The organism is Streptomyces sp. NPDC058664 (genome assembly GCF_042716635.1).
Lineage (GTDB): Bacteria > Actinomycetota > Actinomycetes > Streptomycetales > Streptomycetaceae > Streptomyces.
This window is the reverse complement of the sequence record NZ_JBHXRW010000010.1, coordinates 85,446-104,715: the sequence shown is the minus strand read 5'-3', so window position 1 is coordinate 104,715 and position 19,270 is coordinate 85,446. Positions and strand designations below refer to the sequence as shown.

Genomic DNA, 19,270 nt, shown 5'->3' with positions numbered 1-19,270 from the left:
CCCGGCCCCTCCCGCACGGCACGTCGACGGCGCCCGAGGGGCGCGCGCCCCGGCGCGTTCGACTCGTTCGAGTGAGGCCCGGCATGGTGGTTCCGCACCCGGGCAGTGATCTTCCCGAGCCGTCGATCCGATCACTCGCCGACCGCTCCGACCAGGGACGATCGCAGGAGGGGACCACTTTGCTCCGCACCACCTCGCGCACCCGCCACGTACTCCTGACCGCGGCGGCCGCGCTCCTGATCTCCGCCTGCACCGCCGTCGGGCCCGGAGCGTCCGGACCCCCCGGGGTCCCCTCCGATCCGGCGGCTCAGGACGCCCTCCTCAAGGCCGCCGAGCACCGGCTCGTCGCCGACTGCCTCGACGGTCAGGGGCTTTCCCTGTCGTCCAGGCCCCGCGCCCCGGACGAGGACCGGGCCTTCCGGGCGGCGCTCTTCGGCACCGGCCCCCGGGAACTCTCCGTCACCCTCGCCACGGGCGCCACGGTCACCGCCCACGAGGACGGCTGCCTCGCCTCCGCCCGCCACCGGCTCTACGGTGACCAGCGCCGCTGGTTCCGGGCCCAGGTCGTCGTCGACAACCTCCGTGCCGAGGCCCAGGCCCGGATGGGCGCCGACCCGGACCACCGTGCGGCACTCGCCCGCTGGACCCGGTGCGTGACGCCTCCCGACCGGCCCCGCCCCGCCCGCCCCGACCCGGCCGCCGCCACCCGCTGCGCCCGCGAGAGCGGACTCGACGAGGTCCGTGCGCGGCTGGAGGACGCCGAGCTGACCACGGTGCGCACGCTGCGCCGCGGTGAGCTCGCCACATACCGGCAGCTGCGCGACCGCGCGCTGCGGCGGGCAGCCGAACTGCCCGCGCCCACCCACCCGCAGAAAGGCCCCACCCCCTCGTGAAGCGACTTCTCGTCACCACCGCCGCGGCGCTGTTCGCCGCCACCGCCGGCCTGGCACTCGCCACCTCCGCGGGGGCCGCCGAATGCCCCAGCGGCGAGTTCTGCGTCTGGCAGAACTCCGACTTCGGCGGTCAGCGCGCCAACTGGAGCGGAGACGACGGCTGGTGGGAGAGCTGGATCTCCGACACCGACTCCTCCTGGGCCAACCACGGCATCTCAGGACCCGGCATCAAGGACCACGTCCAGGTGTACGAAAGCGCTTGGCAAGGCGGCAGCATGACCATCTGTCTCGCTCCGGGACAGGAGGTCGGTTACAACGGCGCGGCGAACGACCGCGGCGACTCCCACGTCTGGTCGACCGGCTGCTGACCCGCCCCGCGCCCCCGACCGCCGGGGGGCGGCCGGGGGCGCGGGGCCGGGTATCGCGCATGCCCGGACCCCGTCCGTCCGGTTCCCGCGTTCCCGTCCTGCTTCCGTCGTGGCGGCCGTACTTCCCGGCCGTCCCCCCCCCCGTGGTCTCGTGAGTGGGTCAGCCTTCGTGGCCGAGCCACAGATCGGGCCCGAACACCTCGTAGTGGACGTCGGCGGCCTCGATGCCCCGGCCGATGAGATCGCCGCGGACCGCGCGGAGGAAGGGCAGCGGCCCGCACAGGTACGCGGTCATGCCGGCCGGCAGGTCGAGCGCGGTGACGTCCGCGCGGCCCGGACGAGCCCCGGAGTCGCCCGGCTCCTCGTACCAGAGGTGGAGCGTTCCCTGCGGCAGCGCGTCCACGAGGCGCCGCAGCTCGGCGGCGTGCGCGTGGGACGCGGGGGAGCGGTCGGCGTGCACGACCACGACCGGCCGGGTCGAGCCGGTCGTCGCGAGGTGGTCGAGCATGGCCAGCATCGGGGTGCTGCCGATTCCGGCGGAGGCGAGCAGCAGGGGGCTGTCGCCCTCGGGCAGGACCAGGTCGCCGAAGGGTGCGGAGACCTCCACCGCGTCCCCGGCGCGGGCGTGGGCGTGCAGCCAGGAGGAGACCTCGCCGGCCGGGTCGCCGTCGACCCGCTTCACGGTGATCCGCCACTGGGGCCGCTCGGGCGCGGCGGACAGGCTGTACTGGCGGATCTGCCGGGCGCCGTCGGGCAGCGTGACCTGGACGCTCACGTACTGGCCCGGCCGGAACGCGGCCGCGGGGGCCCCGTCGGCGTGACGCAGGACGAAGGACACCGTGTCGGCCGTCTCCTCCGTCCGCTCGACGATCTCCATGGACCGCCAGACCTGGCCCTCGGCGACACCGGCTTCCTGGTAGAGCCGGGCCTCCACGGCGATCAGTGCGTTGGCCATCAGCCAGTACACCTCGTCCCAGGCCCGCGCGACCTCGGGAGTCACGGCGTCACCGAGAACCTCGACGATCGCGGCGAAGAGGTGCTCGTGCACGATCTTGTACTGCGCGGACGTGACGCCGAGCGAAGCGTGCTTGTGCGCGATCCGGGAGAGCATGACGTCGGGACGGGTGTCCGGCCGCTCCAGCAGGGCGACGGCGAAGGCGGCTATGGAGCCGGCGAGTGCCTGCCGCTGCTCGCCGCTCGTCTGGTTGCCCCGGTTGAACAGGTCGCGCAGAAGCTCGGGATGAGCGGCGAAGAGGCGCCCGTAGAAGCGCTCGGTGATCCGGTCGAGCGCGCCGCCGACGGCGGGCAGGGTGGCGCGGACGACCGGGACGGCCTGCTCGGACAGCATGAGAACTCGCAATCTGGTAGATCATCTACGTATTTAAGAGCGCGCGGGTGCGTCTTGTGCGCGCGCACGGCTCAGGCGGTGGGGCGTGAGGTGAGGGAGAGGAGCAGGGGGCCGGTCGGTGAACTCACGAGCTCGGCCACGGTCAGGGGGTCGAGCACCCGGTAGAAGGCCTCCTGCGCCTCGCGCAGCGCCCCCCGCAGCCGGCAGGCGGTGCGCAGCGGACACGGTGGATCGCCCTCACAGGCGACGACCTCCTCCTCGCCCTCCAGGGTGCGTGCCAGCCAGCCCACGGAGGAGTGCCTGCCCCGTTCCGTCAGAACCAGGCCGCCACCACGGCCGCGCCGGGCCTCGACCACATCGAGGTGCTGAAGCCGGGTGACCACCTTCGCCATATGGGCGTAGGGCACGTCCAGCGTCTCCGCCACCTCTCGGGTGGTGACGGATTCCTCCGGGTCGATGACCGCCAGGCGCATCACGGCGCGGAGCGCCAGGTCGGTGAATTTCGTCAACCTCACGCCGTGACCGTATCAAAGTGGTATTCCAGATATGCATTAAGGGTGGGCGGTCGACCCGCCCACCCTCATGCTCACGCGCGTGCGTCCTTCCCGCGGTTCAGGCGCCGCGCAGAGCGGCGAGGGCGCGGTCGGCGTGCGCGCTCATCCGCAGCTCGCTGCGCACGACCTCGCGCACCCGCCGGTCCTGGCCGATCACGAAGGTGACCCGCTTCGTCGGCGCGAGCGAGAACCCGCGCTTCACGCCGAACCGTTCCCGTACGGCACCGTCCGTGTCGGACAGCAGGGGATAGCCGAGGGAGTGCCGCTCGGTGAACTCCCGCTGCCGCTCCACCCCGTCGGAACTGATCCCCACGGGCAGCGCGCCGACGGCGCGGAACTCGGCCGCGAGGTCGCGGAAGTGACAGGCCTCGGCGGTGCAGCCCGGGGTCATCGCCGCCGGGTAGAAGAAGAGGACGACCGGTCCTTCGGCGAGCAGCCCGGTCAGGGAGCGCGGGGCGCCCGTCTCGTCCGGGAGGCTGAAGTCCTCGACGAGGTCACCGACGTTCATAGAGGCCCGTCCCCGATCCGTCCCTGTGAGCCGCCGGCGCTTCCGGTGGCCGCGGCCGGTGACGTTACCGCAGAGTAAGGCCGGCGTCACCCCGCATCGTCCGGCCCACGTCCCTGCCCTGGCCCGCCGAACCGCTGCCCTGGCCCGTCCGACCCCGCCCTGGTCCGCCGAACCCCTGTCCGGCGCCTGTGCGAGCGCGCGGCCGGTCACGCCTGTCGCGCCGCCTCCGGCGTTCCGCTCCGCGCCGCGGCGCGCCGGTCGAGCACGGCGAGGGCCCGCTCGCCCCAGCGCAGGTTCTCCTCCTCGAAGAACCGGCCGCGCATCAGGGTGAGGTACGGGCCGATCCGCTCCGCCTCCGCGAGGTACCGCTCCTCGTCCCGGCCGTCGAGCATCCACTCGCGCAGCCGGTCGTATCGGGCCAGCTTCGTCCGGGCCGTCTCCATCCGCTGGGCCACGAACCCGCGGACGGCCGTCGTGTCCCCCTCGTCGCAGGCCTGCACCTGCACCATCAGCTCGTCACGGACGGCGCTGGGGCGCGGCGGAGTCGACGTGTAGGCCGCCAGATCCCGCAGTCCCGGCTCGGTGAGACTGAACATCCGTTTGTTGGGACGCCGTTCCTGCTGCACCACGCGCGCCGTGATCAGTCCGGCCTCCGCGAGCCGGTCCAGCTCGCGGTAGAGCTGCTGCGGGGTCGCGGCCCAGAAGTTGGCGACGGACACGTCGAAGATCTTGGCCAGGTCGTATCCGGATGCCTCGCCCTCCAGCAGAGCTGCGAGGACGGCGTGCTTGAGCGACATCCGGACACGCTAGCAGCACGTTGAATAGTTTCCTCCGCACCTATTCAACGCGTATTCCGGGGGCCGTACGGGCGTCCTTCGCTGGCAGGTCCGTCCGGCGCCTGCCTAGGCTGGAGGGAGGGGACGGCAGACCCGAGGGGCAGCGCGATGGACAGCAGCACGTTCGTCTACACCAGCTACATGCGGACCACTCCCGACGAGCTCTGGAAAGCGCTCACCGACCCCGTGTTCACGCGCCGGTACTGGGGCGTGGCCTTCGAGACGGAGTGGACCCCCGGCTCGACCATGGTCTGGGACGAGGGCGGACGCAGGACCGCCGACCCCGAGCAGGTCGTCCTCGCCGCCGAGCCCGGCCGCCTCCTCTCGTACACCTGGCACACCTTCACCCCGGCCTGGGCGGAGGCCGTGCACCTCGACCAGGAGGTGTACGAGCGTCTCGCCCGGGAGCGCCGGTCCCGGGTGACCTTCGCGATCGAACCCACAGGGGACACGGTCAAGCTCACGGTCACCCACGGCGACCTGGAGGCCGACGGTCTGATGCGGGAACTGATCGGCGAGGGCTGGCCCGCGATGATCTCCAGCCTCAAGTCCCTCCTGGAGACGGGCGAAGAGCTCCCGGAGCCGCCCCGCTGACGCGCGGGAACGCGTCAGGGATCCTCCCGCCGACCGCTGGCCCATTCGAGTCGTCTCGTCCGTCGCTCCGCCGCCACGCCCGCCGCCTTGATCATCTTTTTCTCCTCTCATCCGCTTTGATGCTGAGGTCGGCACCGTCCGCCGACGTCGTCCGGAAGGGGAGAGTGTCCGACGTGCCTCCACACAGATACGTACAGGGGTGGGGAGCGCTCTCCCTGGCCGTCGGGGCCGTGCTCGTCGGTACGGCGGCCCAGTGCTCCCCCGGCCCCGACCGGCCGTCCGACCCGGCGCCCGATCCCACCACCGTCGTCTCGGTGGACGGCTGCGGCGCCGGCGGCCTCTGCTCCGCACTCCGCCACACCGTGCTCCGCCACACCGTCGTACTCGGTGGCGACGGGCCCGTCCTCACCGGGGACCCCGTCACCCTCGACGAGCCGCCGCTCTCCGGGCCGGTGGAACTCGCGCTGCGCACGAACCTGAGCTGGCCCGCATGGCTGCGGGGGAGCGCCCTCGCGGCGAGCACCACCGGCACGCCCTCCCCGGGCCCCGCGGCGACCGTCCTGAGGCCGGCCCTCTGACCGGGATCCCTCCCGCGTACGCGGCCGGCACCCCCCGGAACATCCAGACCCAGGGCGCGGCGCGCGTCCCGGGCCGGTCCCCCCCGGTGATACTGACGGCCTGCCGCTTCCCCTTCCCGCTTCCCCCTTTCCCTTTCCTCGCCGACCGCAGGGAGCTTCGATGACGGACATCACCCAGGTCGACGTCGGGGACGCGACCCTCTTCGTGGAGGCGCGGCGCCTCGGCCCCGACACGGAACTCGAAGGGCTCGGGGGACGCCTGCCCGACCTCTCCGCGGTCACCGAGGCGCTCTCCTCCTTCGCCGGACAGATCGGGGACGCCCTCCACCGGGCGGCCCCCGACCGCGCGACCGTCGAGTTCGGCTGTCAGCTCGGCCTGGACGCCGGCAGGCTCACCGCGCTGGTCGTCCAGGGCAGCGCGAACGCGAGCCTGCGCGTCACCCTCGAATGGGAGAAGCCTTCCCCTTGAGCGGGGGCCCCTGCGGGCCGCCGTGTCGTCACACCCGTCCGCCCCCCGCCGTGTCCGAGGACAACCGCTGCGCCGCGTAGATCGGCACCACCGAGAGCAGCACGAGCGCCGCCGCCACCACGTTCACGACCGGGGCCTGCTGGGGCCGGGTCATGTTGTTGAAGATCCACACCGGCAGTGTCTGCACCCCTGGGCCCGCCGTGAACGTCGTCACCACGATCTCGTCGAAGGACAGCGCGAACGCGAGCAGTCCGCCCGCGAGGAGCGCCGACCGCAGCAGCGGGAAGGTGATGTCCCGGAAGGTGCGGAAGGTGTGGGCCCCCAGGTCCATCGCCGCCTCCTCGTAGGAACCGGGCAGCCGCCGCAGCCGGGCCACCACGTTGTTGAAGACCACCACGATGCAGAAGGTCGCGTGGCCCACCACCACCGTGAACATCCCGAGGCCCACGCCGAGCGGTTCGAGGACCGTGCCGAAGGCCGAGTTGAGCGCGATGCCCGTGACGATGCCGGGCAGCGCGATCGGCAGCACCACCGCGAAGGAGACGGCCTCGCGCCCGAAGAAGGCGTACCGCTGCACCGCGAAGGCGATGAGCGTGCCCAGGACGAGGGCCACCGCCGTCGCCGCGAGCCCGGCCTTGACCGAGGTCCACAGCGCCGCGCGGGCCCCCTCGTTGTCCCAGGCCGCCGCCCACCAGTCGAGTGTGAGGCCCGGCGGCGGCCAGCTCGCCGAGCGGTCGGGATTGAACGAACCGAGCAGCACGAGCAGCAGCGGCAGATAGATCGCGGCGAAGCCGAGACCGGCCGCGGTGCGCAGCGCGATCCGCGCGGGACGGGAGAGGTTCATCGGTCGGGGTCCTTCCGGCCGGTCACAGGCTGCGCAGCGCGCCGGAGCGCCGCACCGCGAGCAGGTACACCACGATGACGGCGACCGGCACGGTGCCGAGCGCGGCGGCCAGCGGCAGGTTGAGGGTGACGTTGGAGTAGACGAGGTTGCCGATCAGCTGGGTCTTGCCGCCGACGATCTGCACCGTGATGTAGTCGCCGAGGCTGAGCGAGAAGGTGAAGACGGACCCGGCCGCCACCGCCGGCCACACCAGCGGCAGGACCACGGAGACGAAGGTCCGCCCGGTCCTCGCGCCGAGGTCGGCCGAGGCGTGCAGCAGGCTCTCCGGGAGCTGGACGAGCGCCGTGTGGATCGGCAGCACCATGTACGGCAGCCAGAGGTACGTCAGGACGAGCACCGTGGCCGTCAGGCCGTACCCCGGCCCGCTCAGACCGAAGGGCCGCAGCGCCCAGTCCAGCGGACCGCCCTCGGAGAGGATCAGCCGCCACGCGTACACCTTCACGAGGTAGCCGGCCCAGAGCGGCATGAGCAGCGCCACCACGAGGAGCGGCCGGCGGCGGGGGTGCGCCACCCGGGCGGTGTAGAAGGCGAGCGGGAAGGCGAGGACGGCGCAGAGCGCGGTCACCGCGAGGGCGACGGAGACGGTGCGCAGGGCGACGGTCCGGTAGACGGGTGAGGTGAGCAGTTCCTCGAAGTTGCGCGAGCTCCAGATCCGTACGACCTCGGAGGTGAAGCTGTCGGTCGTCCAGAAGGCGGAGAGGAACAGGGCGGCGAGCGAGCCGAGATAGGCGAGGACCAGCCAGAGCAGCGGCGCGGTGAGCAGGGCCGCGAGCCGCAGCCGGGGCCGTCGGTGCAGGGCTCCGGCGAGCCGCCGGACGGATCCGGCGGCTCGCGCGGCGGGCTCGGGGGACGGCCCGGAAGGCTTCGGAGCGACTCCGGGGGAGAGCGTGGTCATGGGGTCGGGTCAGCCCTTGATCTCGGTCCAGGCCTGGACCCACTTGGCGTACGGCACGCAGCGCGCGTCCGTCCGGCCGTCCAGGCACTGCTCGATCGGCGTCGTCCAGAAGTGGACCTGCTTCCAGTACGTCTCGTCGGTGGCGTGGAAGACGGCGCAGTGGTTCTTGTCGGCGGTCTCGGCGCAGGACTTGGCGTTGGCCGGGGCCTCGCCGAAGTACTCGGCGACCTGGGCGTTGGTCTTCGGCGAGACGATCCAGTCGAGCCACTTGTAGGCGCAGACGGGGTGCTTGGCCTTGGCGGAGACCATCCAGGTGTCGGACCAGCCGGTGGACCCCTCCTTCGGCAGGACCGCCTCGATCTTCGCGCCCTCGGCCTTGGCGAGGTTGGCGATGACCTGCCAGCTGGTGCCGACCACCGAGTCGCCGCTCTTGAACGCGGAGATCTCCTTGAGGTAGTCGCTCCAGTACTCGCCGATGTGCTTGTTCTGCTCCTTGAGCAGGGCCACGGAGGCGTCGAACTGCTTCTGGTCCAGGGCGTAGGGGTTCTCGATGCCGAGTTCGGGCTTCGTCGCCCTGAGGTAGAGGGCGGCGTCGGCGAGGTAGATGGGCGAGTCGTAGGCGGTGACCTTGCCGGTGTGCGCCGAGGCCTTGTCGAAGACGGCGGACCAGGAGTCGGGGGCGGGCTTCACCTTCTCCGTGTCGTACATGAGGAGGTTGGCGCCGCGGCCGTGCGGGATGCCGTAGGCGACGCCCTTGACGGAGTTCCACTCCTTGTTCTTGAGCCCGGCGAAGACATCGGCGTAGTTCGGCACGAGGGCCGTGTTCACGGGGGCGGCGTCACCGGACGCGATGAGCCGCAGGGACGCGTCGCCGGAGGCGGAGACGGCGTCGTACGCGCCGGTCTTCATCAGCGAGACCATCTCGTCGGAGGTGGCCGCCGTCCTGGTGTTGACCTGGCAGCCGGTCTGCTTCTCGAAGGCGCTGACCCAGTCCACCTTCGGGTCGTTGGAGCCGTCCTCGACGTATCCGGCCCAGGCGATCAGATTGACCTGACCCTCGGCCTCGCCGAGGGCGGTCGGGGCCTTGAGGTCGGGCGGGTTGAGGCCGCCGGCCTTGCCGGAACCGGCCGGGTCGGCCGATCCGCAGGCGGTGACGAGAAGCAGACAGGAGGCGGCCGCGGCTGCGGTCAGGAGGGAACGGTGCGGGCGCACGTGATTCTCCGTTGCGTGAGAGGGCGTACGGGGACGGGGCCTTACGGGAGCAGGGCCTTCACGGGGACGAGGTCGTGACGACGGGGTTGTACGACCACGGGCGCGGCCCCGGCCGTCGGGCGGCGCGGCGGGAGCCCCGCCCCAGCGGGTGTCACAGGGCGTCGGGAACGCGCACGGCGTGGTGCGGGTGCCAGCGGAGGCCGACCCGGGCGCCCCGGAAGGCGGCGAGGTCGGCCGAGGAGATGTCCAGGTTCTGCTGGAGGGCGGTGAGGCGGCCGCCCGCGTCGAGGTCGACCAGGAAGCGGGTGGAGTCGCCGAGGTAGACGACCTCGGCGACCGTGCCGACGGCGGTCGCGAGCCCGGGCTCGCCCGGGGCGGCGTCGTCGTCGAGGACGCGGATCTTCTCCGGCCTGATGCTGTACGTGCCCGGCGCCCCGACGAGCCGGCGGGCGGTGTCCCCGCTCAGCAGGTTGGAGGTACCGACGAAGCCGGCGACGAACGGCGTCGCGGGACGCTCGTAGATCTCGGCGGGGGAGGCGACCTGCTCGATCCTGCCCTGGTGGAAGACGGCGATGCGGTCGCTCATGGTCAGCGCCTCCTCCTGGTCGTGGGTGACGAACACGAAGGTGATGCCGACCTCCCGCTGGATCTGCTTGAGCTCCACCTGCATCCGCTCGCGGAGTTTGAGGTCGAGGGCGCCGAGCGGTTCGTCGAGCAGCAGCACGCGGGGACGGCCGACCAGCGCCCGGGCCAGGGCGACCCGCTGGCGCTGGCCGCCGGAGAGCGCGGCGGGCCTGCGCCGCCCGAGGCCGTCGAGTCCGACCCGGGCGAGCTCGGCACGGGCCCGCACCAGCCGCTCGGCGCGGGGCACCCCGCGCACCTTGAGGCCGTAGGCGACGTTCTGTTCGACCGTCATGTGCGGGAAGAGGGCGTAGTCCTGGAAGACCGTGTGCACGTCCCGCTCGAAGGGGGCGAGCCGGGTGACGTCGCGACCGGCCAGCTCGACGGTGCCGGCGCTCGGTGCCTCGAAGCCGGCGATCATCCGCAGCACGGTCGTCTTGCCGGAGCCCGAGGGGCCGAGCATCGAGAAGAACTCACCGTCGGCGATCTCGAGGTCCACCCCCGCCACGGCCTCGGTCTTCCCGTAGGTCTTGCGGAGTCCCGTCAGCCGGATCGCCATTCCCTCCATGGGCGGGAACCTTTCTGGTGCGGTGGAGCGTTGCTCGGGCGTGGGCATAAACATATGAAGTCATAGTTCAAATCTCAAGACCCCCTTAAGGTAAAGGCTGAGTCAACGCTCGACGCGCGAGGTGGTTAACCGTGAGACCAGACGGCAGGCCCGGCGACGGGGGCGCGGCCGGGACGGGCGCCGCCCGCAGGGCCGTCTTCACGCCCGTCGACACCCGGGCGCGGGTCGACACCGTCGTCCGCCGCATCGGCGACGCCATCGAGCTCGGACTCCTCGCCGACGGGGAGCAGTTGCCCGGCGAGACCGAACTCGCCGGACAGCTCGGCGTCTCCACCGTGACCCTCCGCGAAGCCCTCATGGCCCTGCGGCAGCAAGGACTCGTCACCACCCGCCGGGGCCGCGGCGGCGGCAGCTTCGTCACCCTGCCCGACAGCCCCCCGGAGGAGCGGCTGCGGGCCCGCCTCGCCGACTGGTCCACCGAGGAACTCCGCGATCTCGGCGACCACTGGGCCGCCGTCTCCGGAGCGGCCGCCCTGCTGGCCGCCCGGCGCACCCAGCCCGGCGACCTGCGCCCCCTCGTCCGTACGGCCGAGGAACTGGCCGGCGCCGACGACCCGGCGACCCGCAGCCGGCTCTACGGCCGCTTCCACGTCGAACTCGCCGCCGCCGCCCAGTCCGCGCGCCTCACCCGCGAGGAGATCACCCTCCAGACGGACCTGGGCGCCCTGCTCTGCCTCGTCCTCGACGACCCCGGCCACCTCGACGAGGTGGCGGATCGTCACCGCGCCGTGATCTCCGCCGTGCAGGATGAGGCCGACGAGCGGGCCAGAACGCTCGCCGAGACGTGCGTACGGGAGTCGGTGGGGCGGCTGATCGCGCTGCGCCTCGCCATCCCCGGGCGCGCACCCGAGCCTCGTTCCGAGGAGGACACGCATGGGCAGCAGCACCGGGCTCGCGGGCCGCACGGCGGCCACCGCTGACACCCCGCGCACCGAAGACCCGGCCCCGACCCCGTACCGCGAGACCGAAGGCCCCGCCCCGGAGCCGTCGGAGACGGGCCCCGGCCATGTTCCGGACGCACGCGGTGACGGCGTCGGGCCCGGCCCTGGTCCTCTCGGTGGCGCCGCGGACCCGGGCCCCCTCGGCACTGCCACCGACCAGGTCTCCCTCGGCGCCGCCGCCGGCCAGGGCGCCCTCGGGGACGTCGTCGCGCGTGTGCGGGGCACGCTCGACGAGGTCTTCGCCGTCGTCGCCGCGACCGGCGAGGACACCCGCGGCCTGCTCGCCGAGCTGACCGGCTCCGGCCGGGAGGCACTCGCCGCCGACCTCGCGGCGCTGCGGCCGGGTCTGCGTGACCGGCTCGAGGGGCAACCGCTCGTCTCCGGCCTCGGCTTCGTCGCCGCGCCCGGTCTCCTCGGCGACGTGCCGGGCTGGCTGGAGTGGTGGCAGCGCGGGCCCGGCGGAGCCGGCCGGCCGCTCCTGCTCGATCTGGACCCCGAGCACTCCGCGTACTCCGACTACACCCACTGGGACTGGTACACCCTGCCCCGTGAGACCGGCCGACGTGCCGTCGCCGGGCCGTACGTCGACTACCTCTGCTCCGACGAGTACAGCCTGACGCTCTCCGCCCCCGTCGTGTCCGACGACCGCTTCGTGGGGGTGGCCGCCGCCGACGTCTACCTCCGCCACTTCGAGGCGGCGGTGCTCCCGGTGCTCCAGCGGCTGTCCGGCCCGGCCCGGCTCGTCAACGCGCGCGGCCGGGTCGCCGCCTCCACCGACCCGGCCCACCTCGTCGGATCCCTCAGCAAGGGACCCGACTTCGGCGCCGTCCTCGCGGGGCCGCCGACCGAGCGGCACGCCGACGGACTGCGGCTGCTGCCCTGCGAGGGCACCCCGCTCGTCCTGGTCACCGCGGGGAACTGAGACGGGGCGGGGCCAGGACCCGAGCCCCGCCCCACCCCGCTACCGGTAGACCACCGGTGCCCGGCCGTCTACCGGTACTCGACCGTCAGCGTCACCGGCGCGTCCCGGTTCACGAACAGATACGCCGTCCCGGCCGGCGCCGCCGAGAACCCGAGCCGGAACTGCGTGACCCCGCCCCGGTTCAGCGCCGCGAGCGCCTCCGCCGACAGATCCGTCGACACCGCGCTCCCGGAGGAGAACGCGTCGATCCGCGCCGCACCCGCCACCGAGGCCGCCGCGGACCAGTCCGACGGCTCGACCGCGCAGCCCCCGAAACAGCCCGTGCGCAGGTCCGCCAGGAGCCGATTGCCCGCAGGGGACGCCCACGGATCGCCCGATCCGCCGGACCGGGTGACGGTCATCCAGGCCCGGGTGATCTCCTTGCCGGCCGGAATCAGCGAGGTGTCGAAGGAGACGAGCGACCGGTTCACCTTGCCGTCCGTGCCCCGGCCGAGCGCGAGCCCGGACAGGTCCTCCAGGGTGCCGACCGCCGCCCCCGAGCCGTCCGCCGCCGCCTTCACGTACCCGTCCTCGGCGTCCGCGCTGGACAGGACCGTCCGACCGGACGCGGGCGGCGGTGTCCCGGTGCCGCGCAGGGCCCGCACCATGCCCATGACCGCCTCGATCTGCTTGCCGCCGCGCCGCGCGTAGGCCGTGTCGCCGAGGTAGCCCCACCAGTTCCAGCAGCCGTTCGGGTTCTCCAGGGTCGCGGTGGGCGCCGCCTGCGGATACAGCACGATCATGTCGTTGGTGTCGGCGTACTCGTTCAGGTACGCGTTCTCCACGAACCGGGTCCCGAACCCCTGGTACGCGTACCCCTGCTTGCAGCCGTGCAGGGCCACGAGCAGCCGGCAGCGCGCCCCCTCGGCGCAGGACGCCGGCACGTACGCGAAGCCCTCCGCGCCCATCGAGAGCGCCGACGCCGAGCCGCCCGGCGCGTACGCGTTCTGGTCGAAGCGGATCAGCGAGCCGCCCGTGCCGGACCCGGGCGCCGCGACCGAGCCGAAGAGGTGGCCGAGGAGCGCTCCCTCCGCGTCGATCCCGCAGTTGTTCAGATACGGACTCTGCGTCACCGTGCAGGAGTTGGGGCCGAGCGGAGTGATCCAGGCGTGCCCCGCCGCCGTCGACCGGTTGTACTGGACCCGGGCGCCGAAACGGCCGTAGTAGTCGGCGAGCGCGTCCACCACCGGCCGTTTCACCGTCGAGTCGCCCGAGCCGCCGAAGACGTACACCGGGTCACCGGCCAGATTCTCCACCGGGTCGACCTGCCCCTGCGCCGACCGGTCGCGGGTGGTCTGCTCCAGCGCGGCGAGCTGGAGGTTCTGCGTCGTCTCCATACAGGCGTTGAGCGCCGTGGCGAGCTGTCCGCGAGCACAGTCGTACGGCCCGGAGGCGAACACCGCGGAGCCCTCGAACGTACCCGAGTACGCCACGTGCAACTGGGTGGCCATGTAGCCGCCGGACGACACGCCCGCACTGAACACGGAGCCGATGTCGTACGCCTGGAGCGTGCCCGGCACGGGCGGGGGAGCGGCGGCCCCGGCGGGGGCCGGGGTCGGGAAGAGGGCCGCGGCGGCGCAGAGCAGCAGCGCCGCGAACCGGCGTGGCCCGCGACGGCGGGCAGGGCGGGGTGAACGCATGGGAGCTCCCGGATGACTGGTTCCTGACGGAGGGGTCGGCCGGGAGGCTACGGGTGGTACGGAGCCGTCCTCCATGGGCGAGGACGCCACAATCCGGCCCGCCCGGTATGGCGCCCCGTCACCTGGCAGCCGCCGCGAGGCCACCGGCGGCGAGCTGCGAGGATGCCCCCATGAAGCCTGACGAGGAGAAGAACGGCCTGCTGGCCGAGGCGGTCGCGCTGCGCGAACAGGGGCGGAGGGAGGAGGCCCGCGAGCGGCTCGTCGCACTCGCCGCCCAGCACCCGGACGACGCCGGGATCGCGTACCAGACGGCCTGGGCGCACGACGTCCTCGGCCTGGAGGCGGCGGCGGTGCCGTACTACGAACGCGCCCTCGCGGGGACCGGGCTCGGCCCCGAGGACCGGCGCGGGGCACTCCTCGGGCTCGGCAGCACCTACCGGGTCCTCGGACGCCACGAGGAGGCCGTGGCCCTCCTCACCGACGCCGTCGAGGAGTACCCCGAGGACGGTTCCCTGCGGGCCTTCCTCGCGATGGGCCTCTACAACACGGGCCGCCACCACGAGTCGGTCCGGCTGCTGCTCCGGCTGCTCGCCGCGACCAGCGAGGACCCGTCCGTCCGCGCGTACCGCCGGGCCATCGAGCACTACGCCGAGGACCTCGACGCGACCGAGTGAGGCGAGACGGGCGGACCGGTGAGACGGGCGTGACGGGGCGAGGTCCGTCCGCGAACCCTCGATCGCGTCCGACCGTCAGCCGTGTACGACCGTCAGCCCTTCACGACCGTCAGCCCTTCACGACCGTCAGTCCTTCACGGCCGTCAGTCGTTCACCGCCGTCAGGAGCACCACCGCGTCCTCCAGGGCGGTGAGCCCGTGCCGCTCCTTGGGGAGCATCCGCAGCGTGCCCGACGGAAGCTCCTCCGCCCACCCGGCCGCCGTCAGGTTCACCCGGCCCCGGAGCACCTGGAGGCTCGCGGCCGGCGGCGCGTTGTGCTCGTCGAGGGACGTGCCCGAGGTCAGGGCGATGACGGTCTGCCGCAGCACCCCGTCGTGCACCATCAGATGGGCGCTGCGCCCGTGCGGCGCGGTGCGGGCCGCGGCCATGTGCTCGTCGGCGAGGGCGGTGAGGTCCAGCTTCATGTCTCTCCCTGCGGGGTGCGCGGGCGGATACCCCCAGCCTCCCGTGTGACGTCGGGTACGCAACTCGGGGCCGCCGGTCGTGCGGAGAGCGCCGCCACCAGGACGCCGACGGCGACGAACGCCCCGGCGGCGAGCAGGGCGGCCGACCAGCCGTGCGCGGCGTACAGCCAGGACCCGGTGAGGGACCCCAGGGCGCCGCCGCCGAACGTGGCCAGCATGAAGACGGTGTTGACCCGGGCCGCCACGACCCGGCCGATCCCGAAGATCCGTGCCTGGTTGGCCACCTGGCAGCAGCTGACCCCGAGGACCAGCAGGTTCGCCCCGGCCACCAGGGCCGTGGGGGAGTACGGGACGAGGCCCGCCGTGCCGAGGCCGAGTCCGGCGATCAGCAGCCCGCCGGAGCTCACGGCCCCGGCCCCGTACCGGTCGGTGAGCGCCCCGGCCGTCGCCGAGAGCAGCGCGGCGGGCAGGGTGAGCGCTCCGAAGAAGCCGGCGGCACCCGGCCCGTACCCCAGCGGCGGGGCCGCCAGATGGAAGGCGAGCACCGCCCAGAACACGCTGAACGCGGCGAAGACGCAGGCCCCGAGCAGCGCGGAGACCCGCAGTTCCCCGTGGACGGAGAGGAGCCTGGGCAGTCCCGCCAGGAGCGCGGCGTACGAGGTGCGACCGGGTGTCCCGAGCCGCTCGGGCAGCCGGCGCGGCAGGAAGCACAGCAGGGCGGCCGTGGCCACGGCCGCCACCAGGTACGCGACCCGCCAGCTCCCGCTCGCGTCCGTCACGGCGCCCGAGACCGTACGGGAGAGTGTGGAGCCCAGCGTCAGCCCGAGACCGACCAGGCCCACGACCCGGCCTTGCCGCCCGGGACCGGCGAGGACCGCCGCCACCGGGGTGAGGATCTGCGGCAGCACCGTCGTGGTGGACAGCGCGAGCGTCGCGAGCGTCAGTGTGAGCACGTCGGGGGCCGCCGCCGCGACGAGCAGCGCGGCGGTGGTGAGGGCGAGCAGCACCGAGGTGAGACGGCGCAGCCGCGCGGTGTCGGCCAGTGGCACGAGCAGCAGGATGCCGAGCGCGTACCCGATCTGGGCCGCCGAGGCGATCAGGCCCGCCGTCCGCTCCGAGACGTCGAGACCACGGGCGACGGCGGCGAGCAGTGGCTGCGGGAAGTAGATGTTGGCCACGGTGACCGCTCCGGCCACGGCGAACAGCGGGACGTTCACGGGCCGGGCGGGCTCGGGGGTGGATCGGGGGCTCGGTTCCACGGACTCTCTTCCGGGTGGGGAGGCTGACGCCTCCAGGCTCCTCGCCGAGGACCCGGCGGAACAAGGTGGCATCATGAAACCGGCGTTGAGCCGGACTCAACGATCGGCGTTCAACGCTCACCAGGGGGGAAGATGCTCGAACGCCACGAACTGGAGACGTTCCTCACGCTCGCCGAGGAGCTCCACTTCGGGCGCACCGGGGAGCGTCTCGGCGTCTCCACCGGGCGGGTCAGCCAGACCGTCAAGAAGCTGGAGCACCGCGTCGGCACCCCGCTCTTCGCCCGCACCAGCCGCAGCGTCCGGCTCACTCCGGTCGGCCGGCGCCTGTACGAGGACCTCCTGCCCGCCCACCGGCAGCTCCGCGCGGCCGTGGAACGCGCCATCGAGGCCGGACGCGGACTCCACGGCAGGCTGCGCACCGGCTTCGGCACCCCCTGGGGCGGCGAACTGCTCGCGGCCGCCGCCGACACGTTCCTCGCCCGGCACCCCGGCTGCGAGATCACCCTCCACGAGGTCCCCCTCGACGGCGGGGTCCGGCCCCTCCAGGACGGCGAACTCGACATCCAGCTCACCGCCTTCCCGGTGCGCGAGCCGGACCTCACCACCGGGCCCGTCGTCCTCCACGACGACCGCGTCCTGCTGCTGCCCGCCGCCCACCCCCTGGCCGCCCGTTCGTCCCTCTGCCTCGACGACCTCGGCGACCTGCCCCTGATCACCACCGGCGGCGCGAACTCCAGCCGCTGGCTCGACCACCACCACCCCCGGCGCGCCCCGTCCGGAGCGCCTCTCGCGCGGGGCCCGGTCGCCTCGACCTGGCAGGAGGTCCTCTCGCACGTCTCGGCGGGCCGGGGCGCCGCCCCCGGGGCCGCGCTCGGTGCCCGCTACCACCCCCGCCCCGGCGTCGCCTACGTCCCCCTGCGCGACTCCCCGCCCCTCGCGTACGGCCTGGTCTGGCCCACCGCCGCCGACTCCGCCCTGCTCCGGGCCTTCGTGGCGGCGGTCGGCGCGCAGCGGACCCGAGGCGAGACCGCTCAGCCGCCGGCACGCGGGACGAGCGCCCCCGTCAGATGGTCGTAAGCCACGTGCGCGTGGAGCCGGACGCCGGTGACGAGGGTGTCGTCGTCCGCGTAGAAGCGCGGGTTGTGGTTGGTCACCAGACCGCGTCCGCCCGGCACGGGAACCGGCCGGCCGGACGCGTCGAGCGTCGCGTCCTGGACGCCGAGCATCACGTACAGGCCGCCGAACCGGCTCACGAACTCGGAGACGTCGTCGTACCCGAGGGTTCCTCCCGTCTCCACCACCCGCTTCTCGCCCACCACCCGGCGGAAGGTCGGCAGTCCCGCCTCGACCCACGGACCGCTGTTGTGCACGGGCGGCACGGACTGCAGGTACTCCACCGAGGCCGTCGCCCCGTACGCCGCCGCCGAGTGCTCCGCGAGCGTCGTGAGGCGTCGCTGGACCCGCTCCATGTCGGACTCCACGGCGCAGCGGACCGTGCCCCACAGCGTCACCGTCTGCCCCACGATGTTGAAGCGGCCGACGTCCTCGACGTGCCCGATCGTCACCGTGACCGGATCGAAGGCCGAGACCTGCCGGTACAGCTGGCCGATGCCCGTCAGGACCGCCCCCACCGCGGGCATCGGGTCGATGCCCTCCCAGGGGGTGGAACCATGGGTCTGCTCGCCGGTGACGACGATGCGGACGAGGGTGGAGGCACCGTACTGGTTGCCGGTCCGGTACCCCACGTACCCCTTCGGATGGGGCGTCACGTGCAGCCCGAACACCATCGTCGGCACGGGGTCGACGAAGGCGCCCGCCTCGACCATCGCCCGCGCCCCGCCCTCCTCGGTCACCGGGGGGCCCTCCTCGGCGGGCTGGAAGACGAGGAGCACCGTGCCCGGCAGCCGGTCGCGGACCCCCGTGAGCACCGTCGCCGCGCCGAGCAGCGCCGCCGTGTGGCAGTCGTGCCCACAGGCGTGCGAGACGGGGAACGGGCCGCCCGGATAACCGGCGTCGACCACCTCGGACGCGAAGTCCGCCCCGCACAGGTCCCGCACCGGCAGCGCGTCCATGTCCGCCCGCAACGCCACGACCCGCTCCCCCGGGGCCCCGCCGCGCAGCACGCCGACGACCCCGTGCCCGGCGATGTCCGTACGCACCTCGTCGAGACCGAGGGCGCGCAGCTGCTCCGCCACCAGGCGGGCCGTGTTCACCTCACGGTTGGACAGCTCCGGATGCCGGTGCAGATGGCGCCGCCAGGCCACCACCCGCTCCGCCACCTCGGCCGCCCGCCGGTCCAGTTCGTCGTGGATCGCCTCGCTGCCCAACGGGGACCCCTCTCGTTCCGGCCGTGGCCGTGGGACACATGTCCCACCAGCCTCCCATCCGGAGCGCGCCCCGGCACCGCCTGCGCCGGGGCCCGGGTCCTACGCCCGATCGGCGATCTGCGGGGAGAGCGGCCGCTCGAAGAAGGTCTCGAGCACCACCGTGGCCTGCGTGCCGCTGACTCCGTCGATGGCGTAGATCCGGCGCAGCACGTCCTGCAGCTGTTCGGTGGTCGCGGTCCTGACCTTCACCAGCACCGAGGCGCTGCCGGCGATGACGTGTGCCTCCAGGATCTCCGGCAGGGCGGCGAAGTCCTCCGCCGAATCGCCCATCCAGGAGGACGACTCCACCAGCACGTAGGCGAGGACGGCGCTGCCCACCGCGGCCGGGTCCACCTCGACGGTGGTGCGCCGGATCACGCCCCGTTCCCGCAGTTTCCGCACGCGCTCGTGGGCGGCTCCGGCGGACAGGCCGACGGCCCGGCCCAGTGCGGCGTAGGACTGGGTGGCGTCCTGCTGGAGTCGGGCCAGCAGGACCCGATCGAGGTGATCCACAGTTCTCCGTTCGGCATGTTCTTGTGCTGACCGTAGCTCATCCT

General features: G+C 73.2%; 22 protein-coding genes. 9 read left to right on the top strand and 13 right to left on the bottom strand.

All coding sequences use genetic code 11. The annotated features are described in order from the left end of the window. Positions 1-83 precede the first annotated feature (83 nt). Both ACFWUY_RS11085 and ACFWUY_RS11080 read left to right on the top strand, forming a co-directional pair. Positions 84-893, top strand: coding sequence for a hypothetical protein (locus ACFWUY_RS11085; RefSeq protein WP_384105351.1), 810 nt, complete (start codon positions 84-86; stop codon positions 891-893). Continuing rightward, entirely contained in the window at positions 890-1,261 is a 372-nt protein-coding gene (locus ACFWUY_RS11080) for a peptidase inhibitor family I36 protein (protein WP_384105348.1), read from the top strand. The genes ACFWUY_RS11085 and ACFWUY_RS11080 overlap by 4 nt, the downstream gene beginning before the upstream one ends. Positions 1,262-1,421: 160 nt before the next feature. Here the strand turns inward: ACFWUY_RS11080 and ACFWUY_RS11075 are convergent, their stop codons facing one another. The 4 genes from ACFWUY_RS11075 to ACFWUY_RS11060 all read right to left on the bottom strand — a co-directional run bounded on the left by ACFWUY_RS11075 (position 1,422) and on the right by ACFWUY_RS11060 (position 4,468). Continuing rightward, a complete protein-coding gene (locus tag ACFWUY_RS11075) occupies positions 1,422-2,609 on the bottom strand; it encodes a globin domain-containing protein (protein ID WP_384105345.1) in 1,188 nt (395 codons plus the stop codon). Positions 2,610-2,680: 71 nt separating this feature from the next. Beyond that, a complete protein-coding gene (locus ACFWUY_RS11070) occupies positions 2,681-3,124 on the bottom strand; it encodes an RrF2 family transcriptional regulator (RefSeq protein ID WP_384105342.1) in 444 nt (147 codons plus the stop codon). Positions 3,125-3,221: 97 nt separating this feature from the next. Next, positions 3,222-3,671 carry a peroxiredoxin gene (locus ACFWUY_RS11065; protein ID WP_384105339.1) on the bottom strand — a complete coding sequence of 150 codons (450 nt, stop codon included), beginning with the start codon at positions 3,669-3,671 and terminating at the stop codon, positions 3,222-3,224. Between the two features lie 206 nt (positions 3,672-3,877). Next, positions 3,878-4,468 (bottom strand): PadR family transcriptional regulator, encoded by a 591-nt coding sequence (locus ACFWUY_RS11060; protein WP_384105336.1) that lies wholly within the window; start codon positions 4,466-4,468, stop codon positions 3,878-3,880. A 147-nt stretch (positions 4,469-4,615) separates the two neighbouring features. On the opposite strand from ACFWUY_RS11060, the gene ACFWUY_RS11055 reads away from it, so the two are divergent. The 3 genes from ACFWUY_RS11055 to ACFWUY_RS11045 all read left to right on the top strand — a co-directional run bounded on the left by ACFWUY_RS11055 (position 4,616) and on the right by ACFWUY_RS11045 (position 6,148). Next, a complete protein-coding gene (locus ACFWUY_RS11055; RefSeq protein ID WP_384105332.1) occupies positions 4,616-5,101 on the top strand; it encodes an SRPBCC family protein in 486 nt (161 codons plus the stop codon). 173 nt (positions 5,102-5,274) lie between these two features. Beyond that, positions 5,275-5,679 (top strand): hypothetical protein, encoded by a 405-nt coding sequence (locus tag ACFWUY_RS11050; protein WP_384105329.1) that lies wholly within the window; start codon positions 5,275-5,277, stop codon positions 5,677-5,679. A 160-nt stretch (positions 5,680-5,839) separates the two neighbouring features. Continuing rightward, the gene (locus ACFWUY_RS11045; RefSeq protein WP_384105326.1) at positions 5,840-6,148 is read left to right on the top strand and encodes a CU044_2847 family protein; all 309 of its coding nucleotides are present in this window, start codon (positions 5,840-5,842) and stop codon (positions 6,146-6,148) included. Positions 6,149-6,176: 28 nt separating this feature from the next. Here the strand turns inward: ACFWUY_RS11045 and ACFWUY_RS11040 are convergent, their stop codons facing one another. From ACFWUY_RS11040 to ACFWUY_RS11025, 4 genes are all read right to left on the bottom strand, one after another. After that, the gene (locus tag ACFWUY_RS11040; protein ID WP_384105324.1) at positions 6,177-6,992 is read right to left on the bottom strand and encodes an ABC transporter permease; all 816 of its coding nucleotides are present in this window, start codon (positions 6,990-6,992) and stop codon (positions 6,177-6,179) included. A 22-nt stretch (positions 6,993-7,014) separates the two neighbouring features. Then, positions 7,015-7,947, bottom strand: a complete 933-nt coding sequence (locus ACFWUY_RS11035; RefSeq protein WP_384105321.1) for an ABC transporter permease — start codon at positions 7,945-7,947, stop codon at positions 7,015-7,017. A gap of 9 nt (positions 7,948-7,956) precedes the next feature. Further along, positions 7,957-9,159: an ABC transporter substrate-binding protein gene (locus ACFWUY_RS11030; RefSeq protein ID WP_384105318.1), complete on the bottom strand. Its 1,203-nt coding sequence runs from the start codon at positions 9,157-9,159 to the stop codon at positions 7,957-7,959. Between the two features lie 151 nt (positions 9,160-9,310). Beyond that, complete coding sequence (locus ACFWUY_RS11025; RefSeq protein ID WP_384105315.1) at positions 9,311-10,348, bottom strand: ABC transporter ATP-binding protein; 1,038 nt, start codon at positions 10,346-10,348, stop codon at positions 9,311-9,313. 131 nt (positions 10,349-10,479) lie between these two features. Between ACFWUY_RS11025 and ACFWUY_RS11020 the strand changes: the two genes are divergently transcribed. Both ACFWUY_RS11020 and ACFWUY_RS11015 read left to right on the top strand, forming a co-directional pair. Then, complete coding sequence (locus ACFWUY_RS11020; protein WP_384105312.1) at positions 10,480-11,328, top strand: FadR/GntR family transcriptional regulator; 849 nt, start codon at positions 10,480-10,482, stop codon at positions 11,326-11,328. A 235-nt stretch (positions 11,329-11,563) separates the two neighbouring features. Further along, a complete protein-coding gene (locus ACFWUY_RS11015) occupies positions 11,564-12,271 on the top strand; it encodes a cache domain-containing protein (protein ID WP_384105544.1) in 708 nt (235 codons plus the stop codon). Positions 12,272-12,339: 68 nt separating this feature from the next. On the opposite strand, the gene ACFWUY_RS11010 is transcribed toward ACFWUY_RS11015, so the two are convergent. Beyond that, positions 12,340-13,950, bottom strand: a complete 1,611-nt coding sequence (locus ACFWUY_RS11010; RefSeq protein ID WP_384105309.1) for a poly(3-hydroxybutyrate) depolymerase — start codon at positions 13,948-13,950, stop codon at positions 12,340-12,342. A gap of 170 nt (positions 13,951-14,120) precedes the next feature. Between ACFWUY_RS11010 and ACFWUY_RS11005 the strand changes: the two genes are divergently transcribed. Beyond that, positions 14,121-14,624 (top strand): tetratricopeptide repeat protein, encoded by a 504-nt coding sequence (locus tag ACFWUY_RS11005; protein WP_384105307.1) that lies wholly within the window; start codon positions 14,121-14,123, stop codon positions 14,622-14,624. Positions 14,625-14,767: 143 nt separating this feature from the next. On the opposite strand, the gene ACFWUY_RS11000 is transcribed toward ACFWUY_RS11005, so the two are convergent. Next, positions 14,768-15,088, bottom strand: a complete 321-nt coding sequence (locus ACFWUY_RS11000) for a cupin (RefSeq protein WP_384105304.1) — start codon at positions 15,086-15,088, stop codon at positions 14,768-14,770. After that, a complete protein-coding gene (locus ACFWUY_RS10995; protein ID WP_384105302.1) occupies positions 15,085-16,347 on the bottom strand; it encodes an MFS transporter in 1,263 nt (420 codons plus the stop codon). The genes ACFWUY_RS11000 and ACFWUY_RS10995 overlap by 4 nt, the downstream gene beginning before the upstream one ends. A 132-nt stretch (positions 16,348-16,479) precedes the next feature. Between ACFWUY_RS10995 and ACFWUY_RS10990 the strand changes: the two genes are divergently transcribed. Further along, positions 16,480-17,424: a LysR substrate-binding domain-containing protein gene (locus ACFWUY_RS10990; RefSeq protein WP_384105299.1), complete on the top strand. Its 945-nt coding sequence runs from the start codon at positions 16,480-16,482 to the stop codon at positions 17,422-17,424. Here the strand turns inward: ACFWUY_RS10990 and ACFWUY_RS10985 are convergent. Then, positions 17,379-18,674, bottom strand: a complete 1,296-nt coding sequence (locus ACFWUY_RS10985; RefSeq protein WP_384105296.1) for a M20 family metallopeptidase — start codon at positions 18,672-18,674, stop codon at positions 17,379-17,381. The genes ACFWUY_RS10990 and ACFWUY_RS10985 overlap by 46 nt on opposite strands. 99 nt (positions 18,675-18,773) lie before the next feature. Continuing rightward, the gene (locus ACFWUY_RS10980; protein ID WP_384105293.1) at positions 18,774-19,226 is read right to left on the bottom strand and encodes an Lrp/AsnC family transcriptional regulator; all 453 of its coding nucleotides are present in this window, start codon (positions 19,224-19,226) and stop codon (positions 18,774-18,776) included. Between the last annotated feature and the right edge of the window lie 44 nt (positions 19,227-19,270).